This window comes from Actinacidiphila polyblastidii, from assembly GCF_036353415.1.
GTDB lineage: Bacteria > Actinomycetota > Actinomycetes > Streptomycetales > Streptomycetaceae > Actinacidiphila > Actinacidiphila polyblastidii.
Window position 1 is genome coordinate 93,173 of record NZ_JAZEWV010000014.1, and the last position, 19,780, is coordinate 112,952.

At 71.6% G+C, this 19,780-nt stretch carries 16 protein-coding genes and 1 pseudogene; 15 read left to right on the forward strand and 2 right to left on the reverse strand.

Translation table 11 applies throughout. The annotated features are described in order from the left end of the window. The first annotated feature begins 49 nt into the window (after positions 1-49). From V2S66_RS18950 to V2S66_RS19005, 13 genes and pseudogenes are all read left to right on the forward strand, one after another. The gene (locus V2S66_RS18950; protein WP_330796982.1) at positions 50-457 is read left to right on the forward strand and encodes a hypothetical protein; all 408 of its coding nucleotides are present in this window, start codon (positions 50-52) and stop codon (positions 455-457) included. A gap of 96 nt (positions 458-553) precedes the next feature. Next, positions 554-2,305: a type IV secretory system conjugative DNA transfer family protein gene (locus V2S66_RS18955; RefSeq protein ID WP_330796984.1), complete on the forward strand. Its 1,752-nt coding sequence runs from the start codon at positions 554-556 to the stop codon at positions 2,303-2,305. Positions 2,306-2,708: 403 nt separating this feature from the next. Beyond that, on the forward strand, positions 2,709-4,301 hold the full coding sequence (locus V2S66_RS18960; RefSeq protein ID WP_330796986.1) for a serine/threonine-protein kinase: 1,593 nt from the start codon (positions 2,709-2,711) through the stop codon (positions 4,299-4,301). 553 nt (positions 4,302-4,854) lie between these two features. Continuing rightward, positions 4,855-5,802: a hypothetical protein gene (locus tag V2S66_RS18965; RefSeq protein ID WP_330796987.1), complete on the forward strand. Its 948-nt coding sequence runs from the start codon at positions 4,855-4,857 to the stop codon at positions 5,800-5,802. Then, positions 5,780-6,181, forward strand: coding sequence for an SPDY domain-containing protein (locus V2S66_RS18970; protein WP_330796990.1), 402 nt, complete (start codon positions 5,780-5,782; stop codon positions 6,179-6,181). Before V2S66_RS18965 ends, V2S66_RS18970 begins: the two co-directional genes overlap by 23 nt. Before the next feature lie 31 nt (positions 6,182-6,212). Further along, a pseudogene (locus V2S66_RS34555) lies at positions 6,213-6,527 on the forward strand (SPDY domain-containing protein); the annotation flags it as partial. A gap of 765 nt (positions 6,528-7,292) precedes the next feature. After that, positions 7,293-8,183 (forward strand): adenine nucleotide alpha hydrolase family protein, encoded by an 891-nt coding sequence (locus tag V2S66_RS18975; protein WP_330797093.1) that lies wholly within the window; start codon positions 7,293-7,295, stop codon positions 8,181-8,183. Positions 8,184-8,191: 8 nt separating this feature from the next. Further along, positions 8,192-9,472: a DNA cytosine methyltransferase gene (locus V2S66_RS18980; protein ID WP_330797094.1), complete on the forward strand. Its 1,281-nt coding sequence runs from the start codon at positions 8,192-8,194 to the stop codon at positions 9,470-9,472. Continuing rightward, on the forward strand, positions 9,472-10,560 hold the full coding sequence (locus V2S66_RS18985; RefSeq protein WP_330796994.1) for a DnaB-like helicase N-terminal domain-containing protein: 1,089 nt from the start codon (positions 9,472-9,474) through the stop codon (positions 10,558-10,560). The genes V2S66_RS18980 and V2S66_RS18985 overlap by 1 nt, the downstream gene beginning before the upstream one ends. A 252-nt stretch (positions 10,561-10,812) precedes the next feature. Then, the gene (locus V2S66_RS18990; RefSeq protein ID WP_330797104.1) at positions 10,813-11,256 is read left to right on the forward strand and encodes a hypothetical protein; all 444 of its coding nucleotides are present in this window, start codon (positions 10,813-10,815) and stop codon (positions 11,254-11,256) included. A gap of 201 nt (positions 11,257-11,457) precedes the next feature. Then, positions 11,458-12,585, forward strand: coding sequence for an AAA family ATPase (locus tag V2S66_RS18995; protein WP_330797095.1), 1,128 nt, complete (start codon positions 11,458-11,460; stop codon positions 12,583-12,585). Next, on the forward strand, positions 12,582-14,378 hold the full coding sequence (locus V2S66_RS19000) for a vWA domain-containing protein (RefSeq protein ID WP_330796996.1): 1,797 nt from the start codon (positions 12,582-12,584) through the stop codon (positions 14,376-14,378). Before V2S66_RS18995 ends, V2S66_RS19000 begins: the two co-directional genes overlap by 4 nt. A 155-nt stretch (positions 14,379-14,533) precedes the next feature. Beyond that, on the forward strand, positions 14,534-15,535 hold the full coding sequence (locus V2S66_RS19005) for a DUF6884 domain-containing protein (protein WP_330796997.1): 1,002 nt from the start codon (positions 14,534-14,536) through the stop codon (positions 15,533-15,535). A gap of 573 nt (positions 15,536-16,108) precedes the next feature. On the opposite strand, the gene V2S66_RS19010 is transcribed toward V2S66_RS19005, so the two are convergent. Then, complete coding sequence (locus V2S66_RS19010) at positions 16,109-17,329, reverse strand: IS110 family RNA-guided transposase (RefSeq protein ID WP_330797096.1); 1,221 nt, start codon at positions 17,327-17,329, stop codon at positions 16,109-16,111. Between the two features lie 152 nt (positions 17,330-17,481). Here V2S66_RS19010 and V2S66_RS19015 point away from each other — a divergent pair, with 152 nt between their 5' ends. Both V2S66_RS19015 and V2S66_RS19020 read left to right on the forward strand, forming a co-directional pair. Continuing rightward, complete coding sequence (locus V2S66_RS19015; RefSeq protein WP_330796999.1) at positions 17,482-17,859, forward strand: helix-turn-helix domain-containing protein; 378 nt, start codon at positions 17,482-17,484, stop codon at positions 17,857-17,859. Between the two features lie 100 nt (positions 17,860-17,959). Continuing rightward, positions 17,960-18,385: a hypothetical protein gene (locus tag V2S66_RS19020; RefSeq protein WP_330797000.1), complete on the forward strand. Its 426-nt coding sequence runs from the start codon at positions 17,960-17,962 to the stop codon at positions 18,383-18,385. Here V2S66_RS19020 and V2S66_RS19025 read toward each other — a convergent pair whose 3' ends face one another. After that, entirely contained in the window at positions 18,386-19,456 is a 1,071-nt protein-coding gene (locus V2S66_RS19025) for a tetratricopeptide repeat protein (protein ID WP_330797097.1), read from the reverse strand. It lies immediately after the preceding gene. Positions 19,457-19,780 lie beyond the last annotated feature (324 nt).

The window sequence follows — 19,780 nt, forward strand, 5'->3', positions numbered from 1 at the left end:
CGCCGATTCAACAAGGCACCACCGCCACACCACCCACCCGTCGCCCCAGTTGGGAGCACTCATCCTCGATCCCGTCCGTATCACCGTCGGCCAGCACCACGCGCTCGGCCTGCTCGCCCTGACCACCGAAGAGGAGCCCGGCGTCGAGCACGACCTGCTCACCCACGCCGGCCTCACCCTTCAGCCCGGCGACTTTCTCTACACCCTGCCCGGCACCCTCGATGACCCCGCCGCGATCCGCACCGCCGTGACCACGCTGCGCGCCGGCGCCCGGGCACTGGGCATCCGGATCGGCATCGACCCGGGTCTGGCCGCCGCCCTCGACCAGGACCCGGTACCGCCATCCGCCCCCGAGCACGGGCCCGGGCCTGCCGCTCCGGATGGTCCCGCCCTGACCACGGCAATCCCCGCCCGGCCGGCCCCGCCTGCCGTGCCCCGCCCGCACCCGATCCGCTGACACCGGCACCGCCCCGGCAACCGCTCCTCTCCGGAAGAAACGTTCCTGCCCTCCAATCCACCGCCCTCCTCCGGCACGTCGGATCTCACCGACTGGTTGTTCAAGCTCATCATCGGCGCCATCGCGGTGGCCGTCCCCGCCGCCAACGCCGCCTGGCTCGGCGGGAACTGCGCTGTCGTCCTGACCCACTCCGGACCCTGGGCCCCCTACCAGCCCGCCGACGCCCTCCTCCACCCCAACCTGCTCTGGCCCACTGCCGGTCACACCACCCTGCTCATCGGCCGGTTCATCGCCCCCGGCCTGCTGATCGCCGTCCTCACTGCGGTCGCCGGGCGCTGGTGGTGGCTCCGCCGCAACGGCACCGGGACCGGCCGGAACAAGGCGGTCGCCGGGATGGCGAAGCACCGCGACATCCAGCCGCTCCTCGCCCGGGCCATCACTACCAAGGCCCGGTCCCTGCGCCCCAGCCTCGCGAGCGAGAAGAAGCCGGCCCCGCACCAGACCGGGATCCTGCTCGGCAACCTCGCCGACACCCGGCACGAGGTCAGGATGGGGTACGAGGACGTCGCGGTCGCGATCATGGCCCCACGCTCCGGCAAAACCACCTGCCTGGCCATCCCCGCCATCCTCAACGCCCCCGGCGCCGTGCTGCTCACCAGCAACAAAGCCGCTGGCGACGCCTACACCGCGACGCTCGACGCACGGGCGTCCGTCGGGCGGACCTGGACCATGGATCCGCAGCAGATCGCCCACGCCCAGCGCGCCCTGTGGTGGAACCCCCTGGCCGGCGCCACCACCCTGGAAGGCGCCGGACGGCTGGCCGGGCACTTCCTGGCCGCGTCCGTGGACGCCTCCCAGCAGGGCGACTTCTGGTCCAAAGCCGCATCCAACGTCCTGTCCCAGTTGTTTCTCGCCGCTGCGAACGACGGGCGGCCGATCACCGACGTCATGACCTGGCTCGCGTTCCCCGCGGACCGCACCCCGCTGGACATCCTGCGCGACCACCGGTTCGGCCCAATCGCGGCCCAGTTGAAGGGGACCGTGGAAGGCCCGCCGGAGACCAGAGACGGCATCTACGAGACCGCCCGCCAGTACGCGGCTTGCCTGCTGAACACCGACATCGCCGCCTGGGTCACCCCGCAGGCCGGCATCGCGGAGTTCGACCCCGAACAGTTCGTCGGCAGCCGCGACACGCTGTACCTGCTGTCGAAGGACGGCGGCGGCGGCGCGAGCGCGCTGATCGCGGCGTGCGCCGACTCGGTGATGCGGACCGCGACCACCGCTGCCGAACGCGCCGGCGGACGGCTCGACCCGCCGGCGCTGTGCATCCTCGACGAGGCCGCCAACGTTTGCAAAATCAGCGACCTCCCCGACCTGTACTCCCACCTCGGCTCCCGCGGGATCATCCCCATCACGATCCTGCAGTCCTACCGCCAGGGCCAGAAAGTCTGGGGCGACGCCGGCATGGACGCCATGTGGTCCGCCGCCACCATCAAAGTGATCGGCAGCGGCATCGACGACCCCGACTTCGCCGACAAACTCTCCCGCCTGATCGGCGACCACGACGTCGAGACCACCTCCACCTCCACCTCGGACTCGGGCAAGTCGACGTCGGTGTCGATGCGGCAGGAGCGGATCCTTCCCCCCGACGCGATCCGCTCCCTGGCCAAGGGGTCCGCGCTGCTGTTCGCCACCGGCCTGCGCGCCGCAATGCTCACCCTGCGCCCCTGGTACACCGAACCCGGCGCGCAGGACCTGGCCGCGGCCTCCGCCGCCGCCTCCCGGGCCATCACCTCCCGCGCCATCGCCAAATCCCTCACCAAGCAGGACGTCGGGAAGGCCGCGTAGGCGGACCGCATTTGGCGACTGGGGACGATGGCCAGCGCCTGGCGACGCTCGGGGCCAGCCTCACATGTAGCGCAGTTGCCGGGGCGCCTGAGGTTCCACACCCTGCTGCAGAGCGGGGCGGCCGGGCCCACGGGTGACACGCCCAGCAGCATGGGTTGTGCCCCGACCGCAGAGCCCTTCCCTTCGCTACCAACTCGTCGACGCAGAGGCTGGATGCCCATGTCCGCGCGGAGCATTCCCTTGATGAATCCTGGCGCCCGGGATGATCCGGCGAACCATACCGGGACGCGGCTCGCCGCGAAGGTGCACTTTGGGACCAGCGCCATGCCCTGGTCGCGGGCCAGCGGCGCGATTTCGGCTCCGCCGGGCGCGGTGCCGCGCGTTGCTGAGGCATCATGCCCGCATGTCCTTACGGAGAAGGCCCGAGTCTGCCCCTGTTGACGGCCGGCTTATCGACAAGCGCTACCGGCTCGCCGAGAAGCTGGGCTCAGGAGGTATGGGCGCGGTGTGGATCGGCCACGACACACGGTTCGGCCGGGAAGTCGCGCTGAAGGAGGCCCATTTCGATGCGGACGGACCGGATGCAGCCGCCCGAATTGAACGGATCATGAGGGAGGCGCGGGCGGCTGCACGGATCGACCACCCGGCAGTGGTGACAATCCATGACGTGGTCATGCACGACGGTCGACCGTGGATCGTCATGGAACGCATCCGCGGCGAAAGCTTGGGCGACCGTCTGAAATCGGAACGGCGCTTATCCGACGGTGAAGCCGCCCGGATCGCGGGAGCGGTCGCGGAGGCCCTGGGCGCGGCGCACGCACGCGGGGTACTCCACCGTGATGTGAAACCCGCGAACGTACTGCTCGGGCCCAGTGGGAGGGTCGTCTTGACGGACTTCGGAATCGCGCGAATTCAGGGCGAGCGTTCGCTGACACGCTCAGGGGAGTTCGTCGGCTCGTTGGAGTACACAGCCCCCGAACGCATGGGCAGCGCAAGGCCGGGGGCCGCCGCTGATTTGTGGTCGCTGGGCGTCATGCTCTTCCGGATGGTTGAGGGATGGTCCCCCTTTCGGCGTACGACGGTTCATGCAACGGTCACCGCGGTCCTCACCGCCGACATGCCGAGGCCGGTGCAGACAACCGGCCTCGCCCCGCTCATCATGGCACTGCTCGACCGGAACCCGGCCGGTCGGCCGACCGCCGATGACGCCGCGGCGGTCTTGCGGTCGTTGGCACAGCCGTCCCCCGAACAAGCGGCGAACGCCCGGGAGTCTCAGATTGCCCTCCCCGCGGTCGCCGGGAGTGTGTCCCGACGACCGCGGAAAGAGCTGATAACCGGGGTCATCGCGGCGGCGGTGGCCGGGACGGCCCTCACGCTGGTGGCCGCAAGCATATTGCACGGTGCCAGTGATCCCAGTTCCTCTAGCACGCCCTCGGCTACCGTGACCGGACGAAGTCCCCGCCCGTCGCTGCGGGCTTCCACGGCCCCGTCTCCCGCCTCCGGTTATGACCGCGTGATTGAGGCGGCGTTCACGGTGGACCTTCCCCGCGGCTGGAAACGCCGGGGCCCGGCCTCCGGCCCCACGTTCACGTTCACCGCAGGCGACTGTCGCGTGACGATCGTTGCCGGGCAAGACTCCGCCAGATTTCAGGACGGCGACCCGTTGGAATACCAGCTCATGGAACCAGAACTGGCCGCATTCCGAAACTCGACTTGGAGCAACGCCTACGACTTGAAACTGGCCCGGATCCACGGGCGGGAAGGAGCTCAGGGAACGTATTTCTGGAGGGACGGCAAAGGGCTGAGCCTGTACGCCGAAAACACCGTGCTGGTCGCCGACGGCCGCTTCCACGTGATCCTCGTCGAAGGCCCGGACACCCCGACCGGGCGTGACCTCGTCTACAGGGTGGCCAAATATGCATCCCAGACCTACACACCGCAGTCGACGGCCCCCGACCACGGACTGCCGAGCCCACCGCACGAGACGACTTCCTAGCGGAGGCGCCGGTCGGAGCGCCGACAGGACGTGTCGGGGCGTCAGGGAGTCGGGAACAAAGAAGCGACCGTGGCCCCCATGGAGTCGACCACGGCACCTCTGGCGAGCGGCCGTGTTCAACGCTGCGCACGGAGCGCCCGGCACCCAGTGACCCGCATCTACCCCTCGCGCTGGTGACCCGCGTCGTCGCTCACCTGGCCACCCCCGAGCCGGTCCGGCGTCAGGCCGACACCATCGCCATATTCGCCGCCCCTTTGCCCTCATCAACCCCGTCACCGAACCACTGGGCAACGCCCAGCTCGCGCCCGACCTCGGCCAACTCGGCTACGCCCGACCCAAGCCCCTCTCGGCACCGCACCCCGCCGCCCCCGGTGATCCGCCGCACCTCCAACCCCAGACCGAAGGACCCCTCCTGACCGACTCCCCCACCACGCCCAGCTCCGAACCGGCGCCGACCGCTGCTTCCGCCGACAGCACCCGCTGGATCCGCGATCCCGGCCTGGCCCACAAGCTGGCCGAGGCCGTCGCCTCCCTCCTCGGCAGCGTCCAGCTCATGCTCGAAGACGACTACCCGTTCTCGGCCTCGCTGGAAGGCGGCGCTTTCTATACCTGCGAGCAGCACGGCCTGGACTTCGCCTGGGCGCCGCTGATCGAGACCGAGACCGCCCGCCTGGTCGCCGAAGCCGCGACCGACGTCTCGCCGGGGCTGTTCGCACCCGAACTGCCCGCCCTGATTGAAGCGATCGACACCGCGCCCGTGCCCGTCCAGCAGGCCCTGATCCGTAAGGCCGCCGCCCGCCACCTGGCCAGACCCGCCATCCCCACACCCCGGCAGATCACCGCCCAGATTCACAACACCGCCGCCACCCGCCCCCACGCGACCCCCCTGACCACCGCCCGCACCATCCTGCTCGCCCACTCCTTCCAACCAGCGCCTGCCCAAGGGGCGGACACCCTGGTGCTGGTCCGCATCGACCGCGAGGAGGCCCACTACGCCGACGCCGCCACCCGGGCCCTGCGCGACGTCAGCCTCACCGTCGGCGTCGCCTTCGCACTCCTGCGAGACTTCGACACGAACCCGACGCGGGCCGACCACCCCCTGCCCCACCTGAGCCGGCAGGAGATCCGCACCGTAGGGGCCGAAGCACAGACGATTCACGACGACATCGCCGCCAGCCACCTCGTCATCCACCACCAAGCTGCCGACGACGGCTTCGTCGCCGCAGTGGGCACGTACACCTCCGGCTCCAGCGTGCTCCTGAACGACGAGGACCACCTGCGCCACATAGTCAGCACCTACGACCGCAAGACCGACGCCGTGGCCGAATTCCCTTTCGTCTACGGCAGCGCCCTGCGCGCTGCCCCCGCACCCGCCACCCGCCACCCGCGCCGAGCAGCGCATCACCCGCATCCTCAGCGCCACCGCGGTACCGGGCGGCACCACCCGGCGGGCCCCGTCACCCACCGAAACCGTGCCCGTGTACGACGCAGACCCAGGTGACCACGCAGAGCTGCTGGACTCCTTCCTCGCGCAGGAAGACGACTGGGAGAAGTACCGGCCGCACGACGAAACCACCACCGCCAGCCACGAATCCCTGCTGATGCGCGTGGATTTCGTCCACGAACCCGAACACGGCGAACCTCGGTGGACCGTCGCGGCGTACGAGTCGCAGGTCGGCGAGCGCCTGTGGCACGGCACCGCGACCGCCTCCACCCCGGCGGAGATGGTGGCCACGCTCCTGGACACTCCCATATCCGGTGCCGCCTCCACGACCGAGCCCGCAGCCACCGAAATGGGCATCGCGCACGCCGCACGGCCGCTGACCGACTGGACCAAGAGCGTGGAAGGGCGCTTCATCCGCTGGGCGGCACGACGGTGACGCCGCGGGCGTCGTATTCGACACCTCCGCCGCCCTCGCCCGGCCCGGCCGCAACTTCCGCACCTGGACGGTCTGGGGTGGCGGCGCCGCCAACCACCCGGTCTGGGCCATACACCTGTCCCCGCAGACCTCGGCCGAAATCGTCCACGACCTCGCCTTCGAACTCGCCCAGGGCCAGTCCCGGCGCCCGCGAACCGACCCGCGGCGCCCACCCGCACCTCGGGCCACCGCGACCCGCCTCGAGGCTCCCGCGCCGACCCGGCCGTCACCCCGCCGACCTCGGCGCACGTATCCGCAGGGCCACACCGGCCAGCACGCTGAACCGTTCCGTGACACCAACCCGTGAACAGGAGACTTACTGCCCGCGCCTGGTGTCCGGATCACCCACCTGGGCGGCGGAAGCGTCGAAGCCTGGGGCGGCGACAGCCTCGCCCGCGCCCTGCTGCAACGCGCCGGATTCCTCGTCCAATGGCACTTCAACTCCCGTTACCACCGCCTGCCGTGGGACCAGGGTCCAATCCGCGAGAACGAGCAGGCCACGCTGGCGGCACAGCTGCTCACCCTGGCCGGATACCGCGTCGACCTCGACCCCCAGCTCATCAGTGGGCACACCGGCCCGGCCGACGGCTCCGACGGCGGGTACCGGCTCAGTGATCAACTACGTGCCCTGACACAGGCGATGACCGGCGCCGAGACCTACGACACCGCAGCCGACCTCGCCGAGCAGGTCGTCCACGACGTCCACGGCCTCCTCCCGGTCCTGACCCGGTTCCTCCAGGCCGCCCGGTCAGCAGGCGCACGCCGCCGGCACCGGCCCCGCCCGGCGCCTCACCTCGGATTTCGAGGAAGCCGCCGGGACGGTCACCGGCATCGCCATGCGCCTGGCCCACGCCGGCGACCAACTCCGACGCCTCGGCCCGCCACAACGCCCCGAGCAGACGACCGTCGCAGCAGGCAACACCGCCGCTCCACCACCGCCCACGCCCACCGGCCGGCCCCGGACCCGCTGACCCCCACTCACGAGAACAGGAATTCCCGCACACCCTTGACAAACCCCACCAACCCTACCTACCGCATCCTTTCTCTAGGCGCCGGAGTACAGTCCACCACGCTGCTCTCTCTTTCCGCCGAGGGAATCCTCCCACGGATCGACTATGCGATATTCGCCGATACAGGGTGGGAACCGAAAGCCGTTTATTCGCATCTCGACCGCATTCAGCGGGAGATAGCCGAACCCGCAGGTATCCCCGTCCTGCGGGTGGCGACCGGCAACATCAGAAAAGACGCGCTCGACCCCGCCCATCGTTTTGCTTCCATGCCGCTCTACATCCTCAACAAGGACGGCCGGCCTGGGATGACGCGGCGGCAGTGCACCGGTGAATATAAGATCAAGCCGATCAAGAAGCAGGTTCGGGAGATCCTGGGATACCCCTATCCGGAGCGTATCCCGAAGGGGATTTTCGTCGAGCAGTGGGTTGGGATCTCGACGGATGAGTTTCACCGGGCGAAGGACGCCGACGTCGCCTACATGCACAATCGGCACCCCCTGATCCTGGACATGGACTGGTCCCGCGCCGACTGCACCTCCTACCTGGAATCACGCGGCCTGGCGGACACTCCCAAATCGAGCTGCCTGGGCTGTCCATTCCATGGGAATCAGCAGTGGAGGAATATTCGGGATCACTCCCCGGAGGAGTGGGCGGATGTCGTCGCGTTCGACGCGGCGATCCGGGCCGGCAACGCCCGCGCCAATGCCTCGGGCAACCCCTTGTTGGGGCAGGCGTTCCTGCACCGCTCCCGCGTCCCCCTGGACCAGGCGCCGATCGACCACGTCACCGCCCGCGAATGGGCCCAGCGGCAAGCCGCCCTGGACACCCATGCGGCCGGTGAGCGACTGAAGGAGTTGGAGGACGGCGTCGCTGACGGCTGCTCGCCGTGGGCGTGCCGCGGCGACCAACAGCAACCTGAGCAGGAGCAGGGTGACTTCGGGCTGACCGCGTGAACCGCGGCCTGGTTTTGGACCTGTTCGCCGGCCCCGGCGGCTGGTCGCACGCCGCCGCCGTGCTCGGTGTTCAGGATATCGGGCTGGAGTGGGACCCGTGGGCGTGCCGGACAAGGGCGGCTGCCGGGCTGCTCACCATCCGCACGGACGTGGCGATGTACCCGGTGCGGCCGTTCACCGGGAAGACCTGGGGGCTAATCGCGTCCCCGCCCTGCCAGGCATGGTCGATGGCCGGCAAACGCCTCGGGCTGCTCGACCAGCCGCTGGTCCACCAGGCCGTCACCGACCTCGCCGCCGGCCGCGACACCCGAGCCAGCCTGCTGAGCGCGTGCCGCGACGAGCGCTCCCTGCTGGCGGCGGAACCCATGCGCTACCTGCACGCCCTGCACCAGGCCGGGCAGCCCGAATGGGTGCTCATGGAGGAGGTGCCCGACGTGCTGCCGCTGTGGCGCCAGTACGCCACGATCCTCCGCACCTGGGGCTTCTCCGCCTGGACCGGCATCCTGAACGCAGCCGACTACGGCGTACCCCAGACGAGGAAGCGGGCGATCCTGATCGCCTCCCGGGTCCGCACCGCCGCACCGCCGGAGCCGACCCACGCGGCGGTCCCGGAGCCGGAGTCGCTGTTCGGACCGGGCCGCCGGCGGTGGGTCAGCATGGCCGAAGCTCTGGGCTGGGGCGCCACCGACCGGCCGGTGCCGACCGTGTGCGCCGGCGGCGGACCCGGAGGCGGACCCGAGCCCTTCCCCTCCGGATCCAGGAAGACCCTCACCGACGCCCGTACCCGCGGAACCTGGAAAACCCACCCCGCCCCAGCCAACCTCGTGCTCCGCTCCCGACGGGACGGACCTGGCTGGGCCCAGCACGGACCCCGCGACAACCGGCCCGCCGACGCCCCCGCACCGACCTTCACCGCCGAGGCCCACCGCTGGTCCTGGACACTGCGCAGCAACAACCAGGCCCACGCCACCGTCCGCAGCTCCGACGAGCCGGCCGGCACGCTGTTCTTCGGCCACCGCGCCAACGAATGCCTCTGGATCGCCGAACCCCGACCACGCACCGCACCTGCGGCAGAACAGGACCCGGGCGAGGCCCCGGACCCGATCCGGATCACCGCGGTCGAGGCCGGGATCCTGCAGACCTTCCCCGCCGGCCACCCCTGGGCCGGCAACAAGGGCCAGGTCTTCGGCCAGATCGGCAACGCCTTCCCGCCCCGGCTCGCCGCCCACCTGCTCGCCCCGCACCTCGGCGCCACCCTGGACCGCGACGACTTCACCCTGGCCGCCTAATGACCATCCACGACTCCGCCGAATTCGACGATCCCTACGAGGACCTGCCCCCGCCGGAGCCGCTGCACTACGCCGAACAGGCGCTCCTCGGCGCCCTCCTCCTCGAACCCGCCCAGCTGGCCCGCGTGCCGGACCTGCTGCCCGAGCACTTCGCCAACCCCTCCCACAGCGCGCTGCTCGCGGCGATGCGCACCCTCACCCCACCCGACCCCGAGGTGCACCGGGCGAGCCCGGTGTGGCTGACGGCCGTCCTGAAGACCGCGGTGACCACGGCGCCGGGACTGGACACCCCCTACCTCCACACCCTCATAGGCGCCTGCCCGAGACCCGAACACGTGCCCGTCTACGCCCAGATGGTGCGCGCCGAAGCCGTCCGCCGGACCCTGCGCGAGCGCGCGATGCGACTGGAACGGCTCGCCCAGGACAGGTCGCTTCCCGAACCGGCCACGATCGTGCTGGAGCAGGCCGATGCCCTCGGGCGGTTCCTCGACCGTGCCGAACCCCAGTGGCCGCGCCAACCCGGACCCGTGCCCAGAGCAACTCCTGCGGAGGCGACCGAAGCCCCGGCCGAAGGGGACCTCGACGCCGAACGCCTCCTCCTCGCCGCCGGTACCGCCCGCCCCGAAGACCTCGCGGACCTGGGCTGGCTGCACCCCGAGGACTTCCGACTCCCCCTGCACCACGGCCTGTACCGGTGCCTGACCGCCATGGCCCGGCACGGTGAGCCGGTCGACCCGATCACCGTGCTGTGGAAAGCCCAGCAGCACGCCGTCCTGAACGGGACCGACCCCGCCCACGTCCTGGACTTCCTCAGCCAGCCCGTCGGCTCGGCCGAGCACTGGGCCGAACACCTCTACACCCGCGCCCTGCTGACCACCGCCCGCACCGCCGCACGCGAGATCACCGCCCTCACCCACGACCCAGCCCACGCCCCCCACCACCTCATCCCCGCCGCCCGCCGCACCCTGGCACCCCTCACCCGCATACGCGCCCGACGCCGCGCACCCCCCACCACTGCGACTCCGCCGGTCACCGCCCCGCGGCCCCCGGCACTGACCACCAGCACACCGTCCCGGGCCACCCGATAACGGAGCAACCTCGGCGGACGGGCCGACGCCGCCCACGACAACGACAACGACACCGTCACCGCGATGACCGACGCCGGCCGAGAAACGTACGGACAGCGGAAGGCCGGCTATGGCCCGCCCGTACCGGCCCCGGACCGCCGAGTCCCGCACCCCGGAAAGGTCCTCCAAGCCCCGAACCGAACATCAGGGAGAAAAACTCTGACCTCGCATCTTCCCGACTCCGTCGCCGACGTCACGGCCGCCGCTGCGGCCTTGCACGAACTCGCCGGCCGCCTCACCGCCGTCGACTCCGCTCAGCTCGGCCAACTCCTGGAGCATCTCCTGCAGGACGGCGGCCTGCTCCACGCCGCCCAGCGGCTCGTCGCCTGTGCCCGCAGCGCGGTCGACCCACACCTCGACGAGACTCACCCCGACCCGGGCTCCGTCCCCGCGTACACGCTCATGCACGCCCTGGCCAGGATTGATGAGGACCTGACCGACCGCCGCAGGGAAGCGCTCGAACTCTTGTCGGCGGCTCGCAGCGTCGTAGTCCAGGGGCCCTCGCCCGTCCATGCGGCGGGGGCGCCGACAGAGCGCACGGCCCTGCCGTTCGTGCCGATCCGGCACACCGGCACCGGCGAGATCACCACCACCGGCTACAACGCCGCCGCCCGGCAAATCCTGCTCCAGTCCGGATTCGAGGAAACACCCGGCTGAGCCCGCCCAGCGACAGACACCAGCACGCCCCTACAGGGCAGGCCCCTACAGACCGGCGACAAGACCTCCCGCACCGAGGCCGCCCGCACCTGCACCGCCAACCCCGCCCGCACGCCAGCCCGTTGAAGGATCCTTGTATTGACCACACCCGGACCCAAAGCCACTTCAGCACGCACCAAGGCCGGCGAACTACGGGCCAAGGTGGCCCGACTGCTGGCCGACCGGCCCGCGGACAGCCTCACCATCGGGGATATGGCCAGGCAGCTGGGCCACTCCCACGGTGCTGTTCGCAACGCCGCCCTGACTCTGGCGCGACGCGGCGAGGCCGACCAGCGCGGCACCGGACAGCCGCAGTTCCGCGCGAACGGGAAGACCGCGGCAGCCGCGCGGGCCGCGGTGATCAGTCCGCCGGGCACCCATGCTCCCCGCGCCCCCACGGCCACGGCCCGCACGCCCCTGCCGGGCGGCCCGATCCGCCGCGCGGGAGGCCAGCTCTACCACCCGAGGGAGCTGGCCGACCTGCCCGACGTCGAGGCGCTGAACCGGCTGCGCGACGCCGACGTGCCGGTGCTGCTCTACGGTCCTCCGGGAACCGGCAAGACCTCGCTGGTGGAGGCGGCTTTCCCCGACCTGATCACCGTCGCCGGCGACGGCGACACCACCGTCGGCGACCTGATCGGCGAGTACACCCAAGCCGACGCCGGGGGCTACGTCTTCCAGTACGGTCCGCTGGTGGCCGCGATGACCGAGGGTCGCGCCCTGCTGATCGACGACGCCACGCTGATCTCGCCGAAGGTGCTGGCCGCGCTCTATCCGGCCATGGACGGGCGCCGCCAGATCCAGGTCAAGGCCCATAAGGGCGAGACCATCAAGGCCGAGCCGGGCTTCTACGTGGTGGCCGGCCACAATCCGGGCGTGCACGGCGCCGTGCTGACCGAGGCGCTCGCGTCCCGGTTCAGCGTGCAGATCCAGGTGGGCACGGATTACGATCTCGCCCTGGCTCTGAAGATCGATGCCCGGGTGGTCCGGATCGCCCGGCATCTCGCCCGCCAGGTCGAGCTGGGAGAACTGGGCTGGGCCCCGCAGCTGCGGGAGCTGCTCAGCTACCAGAAGGCCGAGGCCGTCCTTGGCACCAGGGCGGCGCTCGGCAATCTGGTCGGGATCGCTCCGGCGGAGGACCGCGACGCCGTCGCCGAAGCCGTCGCCAAGGTCGTCGGCATCCAGCAGGTCGCGCCTCTCACCCTGGGCCGGCAGCTCCCCGCGACCGCGTCGGCCGCCCGTCAGCCCCCGCGCGGCACGGGCTCCGCCCATCGGGGCCGCTCGCGATGAGCGTCCATCACCACGTCCAGCCTTCCGCCACCACACCCGACGCCGACCTCGCACGGTGGGACGACGACGGCGCCCCGCCCGCACAGCCCCGTTCCTCCCCGGCCGCGTGGCTGCGGGTGGGAGCCGAACTCGGCGACCGGCTGGTCGCCCTGTCCGGCCGCCAAGACCTGATCGTCATCTGCCGTCCCGGCACCCGCTCCGGCGCACCGGCTGCGTACTTTCCCAGATTGGCGGAGGTGGAGTTCGATGCCAGGCTGTTCGCCCCTCTCCAGCCCCACGAGGTCCGACCGCGGATCGTGGGCGACGAGGAACGGTATCCCGCCGCCTGGGGGGTCCTCGTCCACGAGGCCGCGCACGCCTCCCACTCCGTGTGGGAGGAGCCGGCCGGTGCGGACCCCCGTGTGGTGGAGGCCGCGCTGCTGCTGGAGGAGAGCCGTGTCGAGGGGGCCCATCTGGTCAGGCGGCCGACCGACCGCACATACTTGCGCATAAGTGCCCGGACCCTGGTCATGCCCGACATCGCCAGCCCCAGCTTTCAGGGCTTCGAGCATGCCGCCGGTGTGGCGGCCCTGATGCTGGGGCGCCGGGACGCCGGCATCCTGGACGCCGGCGAGACCCAAGCCGTCGCCGACCTGTGCCAACGGGTGCTGGGCGCCGACCTGCTGGCCACCCTGACCGGCATCTGGACCGCGGCCCACCGGTGCGCCGACCACGACGCCACCACCATGCTCGCGCACGCCCAAGACTGGTGCGACGCCCTGGACACCGCCGCCCCAGACCTGCCCCCGGCGCCGCAGGACCTCACCGATCTGCTGTCCGGCGCCGTGGCGGTCGTCCTGGACACCATGGCCGCCAACGACGCCGCTGACCTCGCCGCACGCTCTGCCGCGGACGACGCCGTGGCCGCACGGTCACGGGCGAAGGTCCAGGACCGCGCCGAGCAGGCCGGCCGGCGACGCAAGGCCGCCGCTACCGCGAAGTCGGTCTTCAACCCCCGTGGCACCACGGTCAGCCCCGACGGCAGACCGGCGCCCTCCGGGAACCCGGTCACCGGTACTCGCCGGCCCACCGCCGCCGAGCAGAGCGCCGCCGCGCGCCTGAGCCGGGCCCTGCGTGCCGCCGCCTACCGCGAACGGACCGAGGAGCGGACCACCAGCCCCACTCCGCCCGGCCGCCTCAACATGCGCCAGGCCCTCGCCCGCGACGCTCAGCGCGCCGCAGGCGCGGTGCCCACCGCGGAGCCGTTCACCCACACCCGCCGCCGCAACTCCCCGACTCCACCGTTGAGGGTGGGGATCGCGGTCGACATCTCGGGCTCCATGCGTGTCGCCTGCGGGCCCGTCGCATCCGCTGCCTGGATCGTGGCGAACGCAGCAGCCCTGACCGACCCCGACTCCCGCACCGCCACCATCGCGTACGACCACGATCTGACCGCACTGACCCGGCCCACCCACCGGGCACCCGAGCGCGTGACGGAGTTCAACGCCAACGGCGGCGCCCACAACCTCGGCGACGCCATCGACGCACTCGACCACGGTCTCGACCTCAGCCGCCCCGGCACCGGCCGCCTCCTCGTCATCGTTACCGACGCCATCTACACCCCCGACGAAACCACGCGGGCCCTCACCCGCATCAAACGCCTCACTACCGCCGGCTGCGCCGTACTCCAGCTCACCCTCACCAAGAACTCCCGCCACCTGCCGGGAACCACCCCGCTGCACCTGCCCCGGCCCGCCAGCGCCCCCGCCGCCATCGCCAAGGCCGCCACCGACGCCATCCGCAGAACACGCTGAACTCGGTGAAGCGGCGTCACACGACCATCACACCCGTCCGCGCCACCCGCTGACCGCGCACAGCCGCCGGACGGGCCAACACCGAGCACGAGAGGCATCATCTGCACCAGCTCACCCCCACCGGGGCCCGTGTCCTTGCCGCACACGACAACGGCATGGTCACCGGACACCCTGCCGCCCTGGCCCGGCTCCACGCCGATAGCTTGATCACCGACCGCCAGCCCGGCAGCGGCGCACATCAGATAACGGACGCCGGCCGAGCGGCGTACGAACAGTGGAAGGCCGACTACGGGCCGCCCGCGTCGCCGCCCGCATCCGGCGTGCTGTCCAGGCTCCCCGCCCGGCAGCACGACGCGGTCCTCGCCGCCGCCCGACGCCCCGACCACCTCGTTCCGGGCATCGACGACCACGTACCCGGCTTCTTCAACCAGCGGACCCTGGCCGCCGTCCACGCCGCCGGTTACGCCGACATCCGGCCCTGCGAACACGGAGTCATCCGCGGCACCTGGGAGCAGACCGGGCAGGCCCTCTACCTGACGCCGGCCGGGCGCGAGTACGCTCGCCAGCGCGGCAATATCCCCTGTTCACGGCGCCGGGTCGTGATCATCGCCTGTGGGTCGAGAAAGGCTGAGCCGTCCTGGGAGGAGTTCGGCTACCGGGACGTCATCCCCGCCGGCCACCTCTACACCGGCCCGTGGCACCGATCCCTGCGCCTCGCCGCTGACGCCCTGACCGACCAGACCCTGATCCGGATCCTGTCCGCCCGGCACGGCCTGGTCCCCCTGGAACGTCCGCTGTTCCCGTACGACACCCGGCTCGCCGACCGGGACGTCATCACCCCCGAGCGGATCGCCCGGCAGACCGCCGCGCTCGACCTGGACGACGCCCACGTGATCTTCCTCGGCGGCCGGGGCTACGCCCAATGGCTGCGGCAGTCCGTGCCTCATGCCCTCACACCGCTGACCGGCGGCATCGGTGACCAGCGGGCCCAGTGCCACGCCGTGGCCCGCTCGACCCACCTCGCCTCCGCCTGGTGGACCATGGCAGCCCGGCTGGCGGACCACGAGACCGGAAAACCGCCGAACAAGCCAACCGGAGTACCGCCAGCCGGCCCCCGCCCGCCCGCAGGCGGCAGCAACCGGGGCGCGGGCCGATAGGCCGGCACCGGCGGCCGGGGATCGGGGACACGAAGCGAAACTCGGCAGCTCCGGCAAAGGCGGGCTGGGATCGCCGGGCCCCCAACTCCCGGTCTGAACCGGTTCCACGGCGCGGCCCTGCCCGGGCCGGGCTGGGGCGTGGAGCGTGGACAGCACACTGTTCCCCGGCGTGCGGGGCACGCCGGGAAACAGTCCCGGAGAGGACGCAGCCATCGAGCTTCGGCCGGGTCGGTTGGTTCACCCCCGCTGACGTGGGGAGTAGGCGAGGTTCCGGGAGACCTCTTTGCAGCGGCGGGAGGCCCGGCGAGGACCACCCGACCACTGGTAAATAAACGTACCATCAGATGGGTGGCGAGGGACCCGGCCGCCGGGCCGGCATCGCAGCTGAGGCGGGCGGACAGCGTTCGGGCGCCATTCCCACGTGGGGGCTCGGTGGCCCGGGATGCAATGGGCATCTCCCGCTGCTGTCCGCCCGCGGGCCCGCCCCCGGCCGAGGGCGGGGGCGGCGGCCGGAACCGCTCCGACCGCCGCCTCCCCTCTCGGCCTCAACCCGGCCGCCCGCCGCTCCCGGCACTACGGGGGCACCGCCTCATGGGCGGGGAAGGCGTCCCGTTCGTCCCACAGCACGTCGCGCTGCAGGCAGAAGAACAGGCAGCGGGCCAGGCGGGCGCCGAGGTTGCGCAGGGCGGTGTTGTGCGCGATCCCCCGCTCGCGCTGGGCCCGGTAGAAGGCGCGGGCACCGGGCGAGTGGGTCAGCGAGCAGAACGCAGCCTGGTGCAGAGCGTCGCGCAGTTCGGAGTTGGCCGCACGGCGCATGGAGACCCGCGCCGCCGTGCCCGAAGCCCAGGTGACCGGGACCACGCCGGCGTACGCGCACAGGGCCCGGGCGTCGGCGAAGCGCTGCGGGTGGTCGCCGATCTCGCCGAGCAGGCGGCTTCCCAGGAGGTCCCCGATCCCGGGGAACGAGGTGACGATCTTGTAAGAGGGGTGGGCGGCGAAGGCTTTCGCAGCCTGCCGGGCCAGGTCGTCGGCGCGCGCACATGCGTGGTCCAGATCGGCGAGCAGCCCGCGGACCTCGGCCGCCCGCGCCTCCTCCACCACCGGGTGCGTGCGCAGGGCAGGGCGGCGGAAGTGCAGATGGAGGCGCTCGGCCTCGTCCTCGACGGTGCGCCAGCGCCCCGCCGTTCGCAGCACCTCGGCGAACCGGACCCGGCTCAGCGCCGCGGCCACGTGCGGTGAAGGGGCGGCGGCCAGGACAGCGCGAGCCTGGGGATGACGCAGGCCCGCCTTGGGCCAGGCGGTGACAGCCGCCGGGTAGTAGGTGACCAGGGCCGCGCGCAGCCGGTGGAGGGCTTCGACCCGTCTGTGGGCGGCGTCGGTCTGCGCGCGGGCCAGGACCTGGACGGCGCGCGCCGCAGGCGAACTCACCGGGCGGGGAGCGAAGGTGCCGGTGCGGAGCATGCCGGCCAGGAGGTAGGCGTCGGTGCGGTCAGCCTTGGTGTCGCCGCCGATGCTGCCGGCCTTGCGGGCCCGGGCGGCGAGCGTGGCGTCCACGTGGACCACTGCCAGGCCCTGATCGGTCAGGTTCTGGGCGAACAGGATGCCGGCGTCCTCGATCGCGGTGGGGATGGTGCGCCAGCGGGTGCGGTTGAAGGAGCGGAGGAACGCGCAGTAGTCCCCGACCGGATCAAGACTCTGGGCATACACGATGCGCCGGTGGCCGAGCCGGGCCCCGTCACGGCGGACGACCGCGCAGTCCACCCAGCGGTCCGCCCAGTCGACCCCGGCGTACATCGTCGCCACTTCGCACCCCCTCCGCACACCGGCACAGGCCGGGCAGAACACGACCCCGGGCGGTCAGCCCTCGCCACCTAGTGGTAAATAAACGTACCAGCAGTGGGGCGGGTGCCTGCCTCCCCCTCCATCCCGAGACAATGAGGTGACCGATGACAGTCCTGCTGATCACGCCGGGATGGGACGACGAGGACGTGCGCAACCCCGACGGACCACCGTCGTCTCACATCGCCTCCGGCGTGTGGCCAGACGCTCGCCTGGCCGACGACGCCCCGCCCGGCGCCCACATCGCCCAGGCACTCGCCCGCACCCTGCTGACCGTGATGGACGAACGGGCCCTGAGCGCGCGGGCGGTCGCCGAACTGGTCGGCAGCACCCACCCCACCATCGGACGCATCCTGGACGGCAGCGGCGTCACCGACGTGCGCACCGTCTTCCTCCTCGAAGTCGCCCTCGGCACCCCGCTGTGGCCCACCGAACTGCACCGCGACTTCCAACTCGACGTACGAGACCCCGGGGCCGGCGCGTAACAGACCGGGCAGCAGCGCTGAGAACCGGCACCCGCCTTCTCCCCGAACGCAGCTGCGGCGTCCGGCGCAGCCACCGGTCTCCGCGGGCATACTCGAGCCCGTGGAAGCCAGGCAGCGCTACGCGGACCGGCGCCCCTACGTCATGCCCGCTTCGCTCGCTAAGTTGACGGGCCCGGCAAGCGGACACGTCACGCTGCCGACGGCACTGGACTGGTCCCAGCAGCGCCGCTACGACCTCGGCGTCGGCAAGGACCGGCGCAGGCTGTACGAGACCGTCATCCGGGAAGCCTGCGAATCGGCCGACCTGCGCCGCTTCCTCAACGCTGGCCTCCTCCAGCGCTTGTGGCCGCACCTGTGGCTCCCCATCCGCCCGAGGACGCTGTGGGAGGGAACGTTCCGTGAGCTGCGATCTCCAGCCGTGAGCCGTGATCCCACCCAGCCGGCCCCTGGCAGTTCCGGCGTTATGACAATGCTGACCAGCGCGGACGCCGCCTGCGTCGTCAGGTCCGGACGGTGTCCAAGCTGATCAGCTGCTCCCCATGGGCTGGGTGGCCGAGGCCGCAATGCGCTCGGTGAGCAACTGGGCCTGCGGGCTGTGCGTGATGGCGGGCAGGCGAGCAGCGATGTTCGCCAGCCCGTCGTTGATGCGGACCGACTGCACTCCGTCCGCGCAGGTGAGGAAGTCGTGCCAGGTGGCCAGGGCCTGGGTGGTGTTGCCTCGCTTGAGCTGGACGTGTCCGAGGTCGGCCAGCACGATCGCGCGGGTTCGCTTGCGGTCCAGGCCGTGGATGTCCAAGGCCAGGTGGAGGTGTTCCTCGGCGGTGGCGAGGTCGCCCAGCTTCGCGTGGATCATGCCGGCCTCGTGGGCCCACCGGCCGTGGCTGTAGTGGCTGGCCCAGGACTGGCCAGGCAGGGCCGGCGCGTTCTCGATCGCGGTTTGCGCGAGCGTCAGCAGCTCGGCGGCTGTGGTCCGGTCGCCGTCTGCGGCGGCGGCGCGGGCGAGGGTGTTGCGGTAGTAGGCGAGGGCCTTGGGGTTGGTCAGCTTCCGGCCGCGCTGCTCGCACGCTTCGGCGAGGCGGACGGCGGTGGGGATCTGGCCGAGGTCGATGGCCTGGTCTGCCAGTCCGCGCAGCGCGGTCGCGGCGAGTTCGTTGGCGCCGGCCTCGGCGGCGAGGCTGTAGCTGTGCAGGTGGTACTTCTGGCTGAGGCCCTGGTTGCCTTCGTCGCGGGCCATCCAGCCGATCAGGTGGACGAGTTCGCTGGTGGCCGCGAACAGTTCCCGGCCGACCGTCTCGGTGTAGCGGCCGTCCAGCCAGCGGTTCACGTCGACCGTCAGGTAGCGCACAGCCAGGTGGCGGGCGTGGCCGCCGCCCAGTTCGGAGGCGGCGTTGCCGAGGGTGGTCGTCATGGTCCGTACCGCGGATACCTCGCCCATGCCCACGCCAACGGGCCCGGGGCGGTTCGCGCGGCGGGTCACCGCCTCGGCGTCGGGCAGGTCGAGCGCAGCAAGGCCGGTGGCAGCGGATGCCGCGAGGAACTGCCGTCGGTCCACGTCGCCGCCTCCCAAGCGCATGACTGAGATCACGGTATCGGCCATCGGGGCCTCGGCGGGGCGGGACAGATCAAGGACGAGGACCTGCTCGATGAACGGCAGCCACTCGCCGGGGACTCGCCTGCCGGTCTCCCACCGGTAGACCTGCTGCCGGTCGAGGAACCCGGTCTTCCCCCAGCGGGCCTCGGACAGCTCCTCGGCCAGCCGTGCCTGGCTGCACCTCGGCCTCCTGGCCTCGCGTGCCGCGCGGATGTGCTCCCCGATGGTCATGTCCGGCCGATCGTCGTCGGTGGTTCACAACTGGCCTACACCTGGCAGACATTGTGGCAGCTCCCCACCCTGTGCCGCGAGGCGTTGACTGAACGTCAC